The sequence below is a fragment of the Herbiconiux sp. genome (assembly GCF_023264895.1).
Classification (GTDB): domain Bacteria; phylum Actinomycetota; class Actinomycetes; order Actinomycetales; family Microbacteriaceae; genus Herbiconiux.
On sequence record NZ_JAHFUY010000142.1, the window covers coordinates 1 to 6,830 of the forward strand.

The following is a 6,830-nucleotide window of genomic DNA, read 5'->3' on the forward strand; positions in this document are numbered from 1 at the left end:
CGGGGCACCGAGACGCCCGAGGAGCAGGAGCGCCGGCTGACCACCGCGAAGGTCGAACTGGCGGCTCAGGACGAGTTCGATCACCGTGTCGTGAACCGCGATGTGCAGGCCGCGGCGGCGGAGGTCGTAGAATTGATGCAGATTCAGAAGGCGCCCGCTCAGGAGGCCGGCCTTCGCGGCAAGGAGTAAGCACACAATGCCCACCAACAAGCTCGGCATCATCGACCCGCCCATCGACGAACTTCTCTCGAAGGTCGACTCGAAGTACGCCCTGGTGATCTTCGCCTCGAAGCGTGCCCGCCAGATCAACGACTACTACGCCGACCTGCACGAGGGAAGCCTCTTCGACAACGTCGGACCGCTCGTCGACTCCACCATCGACGACAAGCCCCTCTCGGTCGCCATGCACGAGATCAACGAGGACAAGCTCGTCGTCAAGCCCGCCGCACCGATCGAGTAGTCACCGCCCACTCACTCGATACGCGCACACGTGAACATCGTCGTCGGTATCACGGGTGGCATCGCGGCCTACAAGGCCGTGAATGTCATCCGTGGTCTCGTTCTGGCCGGGCACGACGTGCACGTCGTCGCCACCGAGGCCGCGCTCCGCTTCGTCGGCAGGCCCACCCTCGAGGCGATCTCCCGCAACACGGTCAACACTGACCTCTACGAGGCCGTCGCCGAGGTGCGGCACGTGGCCATCGGCCAGGCCGCCGACCTCATCGTCATAGCGCCGGCCACCGCGAACACCATCGCCAAGCTCGCCAACGGCCTCGCCGACGACCTCCTCGGCAACACCGTGCTCGCGAGCACGGCCCCCGTCGTCATCGCGCCCGCGATGCACACGGAGATGTGGCAGAACGCCGCCACCGCCGCCAACGTCGAGACCCTGCGCTCCCGCGGCATCCACCTCGTGGGGCCCGTGACCGGGCAGCTCACGGGGAAGGACGCCGGGGTGGGGCGGATGGCCGAGCCCGACGACATCGTGGCCGAGGCCCTGGCCGTCGCGTCCGGATCGGGGCGCGGTCGCGACCTCGAGGGCCGCAGGGTGCTGGTAACGGCCGGTGGCACGCGCGAACCCCTCGACCCCGTGCGCTTCATCGGCAACCGCTCGAGCGGCCGGCAGGGCGTGGCGCTGGCCGAGGCCGCCCGCGACCGCGGAGCATCCGTGACCCTCATCGCCGCCCACCTCGAGGTGCCGACGCCCACCGGCGTGACGGTCCTCCGCGTGGAGACCACCGCCGAGCTGCTCGCCGCCACCTCGGCCGAGGCACCCGGGCACGACCTGACGATCATGGCCGCCGCTGTGGCGGACTACCGGCCGGTGGGCGTGGCCGACGGCAAGATCAAGAAGGCCGCCACCGGGGAGCGGCTGACGCTCGAGCTCGTGCAGAACCCCGACATCCTCGCCACCATCTCGGCCGAATCCCGCGCCGGCCGCCTCATCGTGGGCTTCGCCGCCGAGACCGCGTCCTCGCCCGAGGAGCTCGTGGAGCTCGGCCGCGCCAAGATCGCCCGCAAGGGCTGCGACTACCTCGTGCTCAACACCGTGGGCTGGACCACGGGTTTCGCCACGGCCGACAACAGCGTCACGGTTCTGGACGCGTCCGGCGATATAGTTCTGGAGGCATCCGGCAGCAAAACGTCGGTGGCTGATGACATCCTCGGAGTGTTCGCCGCCGCCCTAACAGGAGCACCATGACCTCTCTTCGTCTCTTCACCTCCGAGTCCGTCACCGAGGGCCACCCCGACAAGATCTGCGACCAGATCTCGGACAGCATCCTCGACGCGCTGCTGACGGTCGACCCGCACTCGCGGGTGGCGGTCGAGACGCTCGTCACGACCGGGCTCGTGCACGTGGCCGGTGAGGTCACGACCAAGGGCTACGTCGAGATCCCCGCGATCGTGCGCGAGAAGATCACCTCGATCGGCTACACCTCCTCCGACGTCTGGTTCGACGGCCGCTCCTGCGGCGTCTCGGTCTCGATCGGTGGCCAGTCGCCCGACATCGCGCAGGGCGTCGACAACGCGTTCGAGACCCGCGAGGGCGAGTCGACGGATGCGATCGACCGCCAGGGCGCCGGCGACCAGGGCATCATGTTCGGCTACGCCACCACCGAGACCCCGCAGCTCATGCCGCTGCCGATCTGGCTCGCGCACCGGCTCTCGGAGCGCCTCGCCGCCGTGCGCAAGGAGGGCCTGCTCGACTACCTCCGGCCCGACGGCAAGACCCAGGTCACCATCGGCTACGACGGCGTCGTGCCGAAGACGGTTGACACCGTCGTGCTCTCCACGCAGCACTCCCCGCGCATCGGGCTCGACGAGCTGCGGGCCGACGTGGAGCGCGTCGTCATCCGTCCCGTGCTCGAGGCGGCCGAGGAGGGCGGGCTGAAGCTCGACCACTCCGACGTGCGCATCCTGATCAACCCCACGGGCGTGTTCGAGATCGGCGGGCCGCAGGGCGACGCCGGGCTCACCGGCCGCAAGATCATCGTCGACACCTACGGCGGCGCCTCCCGGCACGGCGGCGGCGCGTTCAGCGGCAAGGACCCGTCGAAGGTCGACCGCTCGGCCGCCTACGCCATGCGCTGGGTCGCCAAGAACGTCGTGGCCGCCGGGCTCGCCTCGCGGCTCGAGGTGCAGATCGCCTACGCCATCGGCAAGGCCGCTCCCGTGGGCTTCTACGTGGAGTCCTTCGGCACCGGCGTGGTGTCGGACGACGTGATCACGAGCGCGCTCCGCGAGGTCTTCGACCTGCGCCCCGCGGCCATCATCGAAGATCTCGATCTGCTCCGCCCGATCTACGCCAAGACGGCCACCTACGGCCACTTCGGCCGCGAGCTCCCCGAGTTCACCTGGGAACGCCTCGACCGGGTCGAGGAGATCCGCGCCGCAGCCGGCCTCTAGCCGTGCCGGCCACTCGGGTGGCCCGGGTGATGCTCGAGTCGCCCCTGCCGCAGCTGGATCGACTGTTCGACTACCGCGTGCCCGAGGCCCTGGCGGTGGATGCTGCGCCGGGCGTGCGGGTGAAGGTGCCGCTGCGCTCCGCGGGGCGGAGCGCGCGCGGCTACATCGTGGAGCTCGAGGAGCGGGGCGAGGAGGGTGCAGCCGGGTACGAGGGCGCGCTGAGCGATCTCGACGAGGTCGTGTCGCCCGTGCCGGTGCTGACGCCCGAGGTGTGGGCGCTCGCCCGGAGGCTCGCCGACCGCGCCGCGGGGAGCGCGTGCGACATCGTGCGGCTCGCGGTGCCGCCGCGGTTCGTGCGGGTCGAGAAGCAGTTCGTGGCGCGGCAGGCCGCTGAGGCGGAGAGCGCTGCGGAGGCCGGCACGACCGCCGGGAGCACCGACTCCACCGGGACCACTGACCCCACCGAGACAACTGGCTCGACCGGGAGCACGGCGCCCGCTGACCCCGCCCTGCCGGCGGTCGCGCTCAGCGGCTACTCGGCATCCGATGCCGCCCACCTCGCCGAGCCCGGCGCGCGGGCCGCCATCGCCGCCGTCGCCACGGTGGCCGTGCTCGACGAGCAGACCACGGTGGGCCACTGGGCCCTCACCGTGGCCGAGCTCGCTGCCGCCGTGCACCGCGCGGGGGAGTCGGTGATCGTGGCGCTCCCCGACTACCGCGACCAGGAGGAGCTCGAGGCCGCTCTCGCCCACGTCGGGGTCGACGACGTCGTGCGCCTCGACGCCCGGCAGGCCCGCACCGAGCGCTACGCCCACTTCCTCACCGCTCTCGACGGCCGCCCGCACGTGGTGATCGGCAACCGCTCGAGCATCTACGCCCCGGTCTCGCACCTCGGCCAGATCGTGGTGTGGGACGACGGGGACGCCCTGCAGAGCGAGCCCCTCGCCCCCTACGTGCACGTGCGCGATGCCGCCCTCGTGCGGCAGGAGCAGTCCGGAGCCCGGCTGGCCTTCGTCTCGCACTCGCGGAGCACCGAGGTGCAGCGCCTCGTCGAGCTCGGCTTCCTGCACGCGGTCGCGCCGACACCGCGCTACCTGCCTCGGGTCGTCCCCACGGCCGAGCAGGATGATGCGGATGCGCCGCAGAACGCCGCGCGCATCCCCTCGGCCGCGTGGGCCGTGGCCCGGAAGGCCCTCGAGGAGGGCCCGGTGCTGGTGCAGGTGGCACGCCCCGGCTATGCGCCCGTCCTCGCCTGCACGACCTGCCGGGCGCCCGCGTCGTGCACCGTCTGCGGAGGCCCGCTCAAGGTCGCCGGCGCCCGGGAACGCCCCTCGTGCAGCCTCTGCGGTGCCATCGCGGCGAACTGGTCGTGCTCGCACTGCCACGGGACGACCTTCCGCTTCGCCTCGATCGGAGCCGGCCGCACAGCGGACGAGCTCGGCCGTGCCTTCCCCGGCACACGCGTCATCGTCTCGGACGGCGAGCACCACGTGCTCACGGTCGACGCGAGGCCCGCACTCGTGGTGGCGACGCGCGGGGCCGAGCCCCGGGCATCCGGCGGCTACCGCGCCGTGCTGCTGCTCGACGGACCGCGCATGCTGGCCCGCGAGTCGCTGCGGGTGGCGGAGGACTGCCTGCGCTGGTGGTCGAACGCGATCGCGCTCTCGGCACCGCGCGCCACGAGCGTGCTCGTGGGGGTGGGCGGTGAGCTCGCGCGGAGCCTCGCCACCTGGCAGCAGGAGCAGGTGGCCGCCTCCGAGCTCGCCGACCGGCGGGCGCTGCGGTTCCCGCCCGCCGTGCGGTTGGCCACCATCACGGGCACCACCGATGCTGTGAATGCCACGCTCACCGACCTGAAGGCGCTGCTCACCGAGGCCGAGTGGGCGAAGATGGATACGCTCGGTCCGGTGCCGGCCGACGAGGGGACCGTGCGGGCGATCGTGCGGTTCGACTACTCGATCGGCTCGCCCCTCGCCCGCCACCTGCGGGCACTCGTGGTGAAGAACGCCACCACCCGCCGGTCGAAGGCCGGCCGCGCCGCGGGCTACCGCCCGCCCCCGCCCACGCTCCGCGTGCGGCTCGACGATTCGGAGATCATGGAATGAGACTCGTGTTCGCGGGCACCCCCGCCGTGGCGGTGCCGAGCCTCACCGCCCTGGCCGCCGCCCACGACGTGGCGGCCGTCATCACGCGCGTCGACGCACCCCTCGGCCGGAAGCGCGTGCTCACCCCGTCCCCGGTGGCCGTGGCCGCCGAGGAGCTCGGACTGCCGGTGATCAAGGCGAACAGGCTCGACGACGAGGTCACCGCCGCGGTCGCCGGGCTCGAGGCCGACCTCGGCGTCATCGTGGCCTACGGCGGTCTGGTGCGGGAGCCCCTGCTCTCGACCCCTCGCCTGGGCTGGATCAACCTGCACTTCTCGCTGCTGCCGCGCTGGCGGGGAGCCGCTCCCGTGCAGTGGTCGATCATCGAGGGCGACACCGAGTCGGGCGCCACCGTCTTCCAGCTCGTGCCGGGCCTTGACGCCGGTGCCGTCTGGAGCACGACCCGCACGCCGATCGGGGGCAACGAGACGGCGGGCAACCTGCTCGGCCGGCTCGCGGAGTCCGGTGCCGCCCAGCTCGTGCAGACCGTCGCCGGCATCGGCGACGGCTCGCTCACGGCTACCGACCAGGTGGGCACCGTCGAGACCGGCGAGGTCACCCTCGCTCCGAAGCTCTCGCTCGAGGATGCGCACCTCGACTTCTCCGCCCCGCTCGACGAGGTCTACCGCCGGCTCCGCGGGGTCACCCCCGAGCCGGGTGCGTTCGCCGAGTTCGACGGCGTGCGGGTGAAGGTGCTCGACGCGGCACCCGCCCGCGACGAGCGGCGACCCGACCCTGGCGAGGTCGTCGCCTCCGGCCGGCGCGTCATCGTGGGCACGGCGACCGACCCGCTCGAACTGCTGCACGTGCACCCCGCCGGGAAGAAGCCGATGCCCGCCGCCGACTGGTGGCGCGGATCGGGAGTCGAGAGGATGACCGCACGATGAGCCCCAGCAGCCGAGACCCCCACGAGAACCCCCGCCGTGGCTCCGGTGGCGGAGGCGCACCAGGCTCCTCCGGCCGACGGGCCGCCTCCGGCGACGGCAAGCGCCGCGGCCCCGACCGGCGGAAGCCCGCCACGCCCTCCGACCGCCCGGGCTCGGTGCAGCCCGCCCGGCGGATCGCCCTCGAGGTCATCCGCGCCGTGCGCGAGGACGACGCCTACGCGAACCTCCTGCTGCCCTCCAAGATCGCCGCGGCCGGTCTCGACTCCGCCGACGCGGGCCTCGCCACCGAGCTCACCTACGGCACCCTCCGGCTTCGCGGCTACTACGACCGCGTGATCGAGCTCGCCTCCGGCCGGCCCGTCGCCGAGATCGACGGCGCCGTGCTCGACGTGCTCGAGCTCGGCTGCCACCAGCTGCTCTCGATGCGGGTCGCCACCCATGCCGCCGTGAACGAGTCGGTCGAGCTCGCCCGTCAGGTGGCCTCCCGCTCGGCCACCGGCTTCGTCAACGGCGTGCTCCGCGGCATCACCCGGACACCGGCCTCCGAGTGGCTCGAGAAGGTCATGGCCGCGGCGACCGACGACGACGACCGGCTCGCCGCGGCCGCCTCCCACCCGGCCTGGGTCATCCGCGCCTTCCGCCGGGCCCTCGTGGCCGACGGCGTGCCCGCCGACGACGTGCCCTTCCAGCTCGACGAGCTGCTCGAGGCCGACAACACCGCCGCGGCGCTCAGCCTCGCCGCGCTTCCCGGCCTCGTCGACCGCGACGACGTGGGCGCCGGCACCGAGCCCTCGACGCTCTCGCCCGTGGGCCTCCGCGCGCAGAGCGGCGACCCCACCGGCATCCCGCCAGTGCACGAGGGCACTGCGCGGGTGCAGGACGAGGGCTCGCA

At 72.7% G+C, this 6,830-nt stretch carries 6 protein-coding genes and 1 pseudogene; all 7 read left to right on the forward strand.

Features of this window, described 5'->3' with window-relative positions; genetic code table 11:
* Nucleotides 1-189: pseudogene (locus tag Q0D57_RS18740) on the forward strand (hypothetical protein); the annotation flags it as partial.
* A 7-nt stretch (nt 190-196) separates the two neighbouring features.
* A complete protein-coding gene (gene rpoZ, locus Q0D57_RS18745) occupies nt 197-460 on the forward strand; it encodes a DNA-directed RNA polymerase subunit omega (RefSeq protein WP_259526667.1) in 264 nt (87 codons plus the stop codon).
* 30 nt (nt 461-490) lie between these two features.
* Nucleotides 491-1,702, forward strand: a complete 1,212-nt coding sequence (gene coaBC, locus Q0D57_RS18750) for a bifunctional phosphopantothenoylcysteine decarboxylase/phosphopantothenate--cysteine ligase CoaBC (RefSeq protein ID WP_291046903.1) — start codon at nt 491-493, stop codon at nt 1,700-1,702.
* The gene (metK, locus tag Q0D57_RS18755) at nt 1,699-2,907 is read left to right on the forward strand and encodes a methionine adenosyltransferase (RefSeq protein WP_291046905.1); all 1,209 of its coding nucleotides are present in this window, start codon (nt 1,699-1,701) and stop codon (nt 2,905-2,907) included. The genes coaBC and metK overlap by 4 nt, the downstream gene beginning before the upstream one ends.
* Nucleotides 2,908-2,909: 2 nt before the next feature.
* Entirely contained in the window at nt 2,910-5,012 is a 2,103-nt protein-coding gene (locus tag Q0D57_RS18760) for a primosomal protein N' (RefSeq protein ID WP_291046906.1), read from the forward strand.
* Nucleotides 5,009-5,938 (forward strand): methionyl-tRNA formyltransferase, encoded by a 930-nt coding sequence (gene fmt / locus Q0D57_RS18765; protein ID WP_291046908.1) that lies wholly within the window; start codon nt 5,009-5,011, stop codon nt 5,936-5,938. Before Q0D57_RS18760 ends, fmt begins: the two co-directional genes overlap by 4 nt.
* The coding region (locus Q0D57_RS18770; RefSeq protein WP_291046909.1) for a transcription antitermination factor NusB at nt 5,935-6,830 on the forward strand (896 nt) is incomplete at its 3' end. The genes fmt and Q0D57_RS18770, both read left to right, overlap by 4 nt.

Bases quoted from the DNA above. Each gene is read 5' to 3' on its own strand.
- metK (WP_291046905.1), top strand. From the start codon at position 1,699: ATGACCTCTCTTCGTCTCTTCACCTCCGAGTCCGTCACCGAGGGCCAC.
- rpoZ (WP_259526667.1), top strand. From the start codon at position 197: ATGCCCACCAACAAGCTCGGCATCATCGACCCGCCCATCGACGAACTT.
- fmt (WP_291046908.1), top strand. From the start codon at position 5,009: ATGAGACTCGTGTTCGCGGGCACCCCCGCCGTGGCGGTGCCGAGCCTC.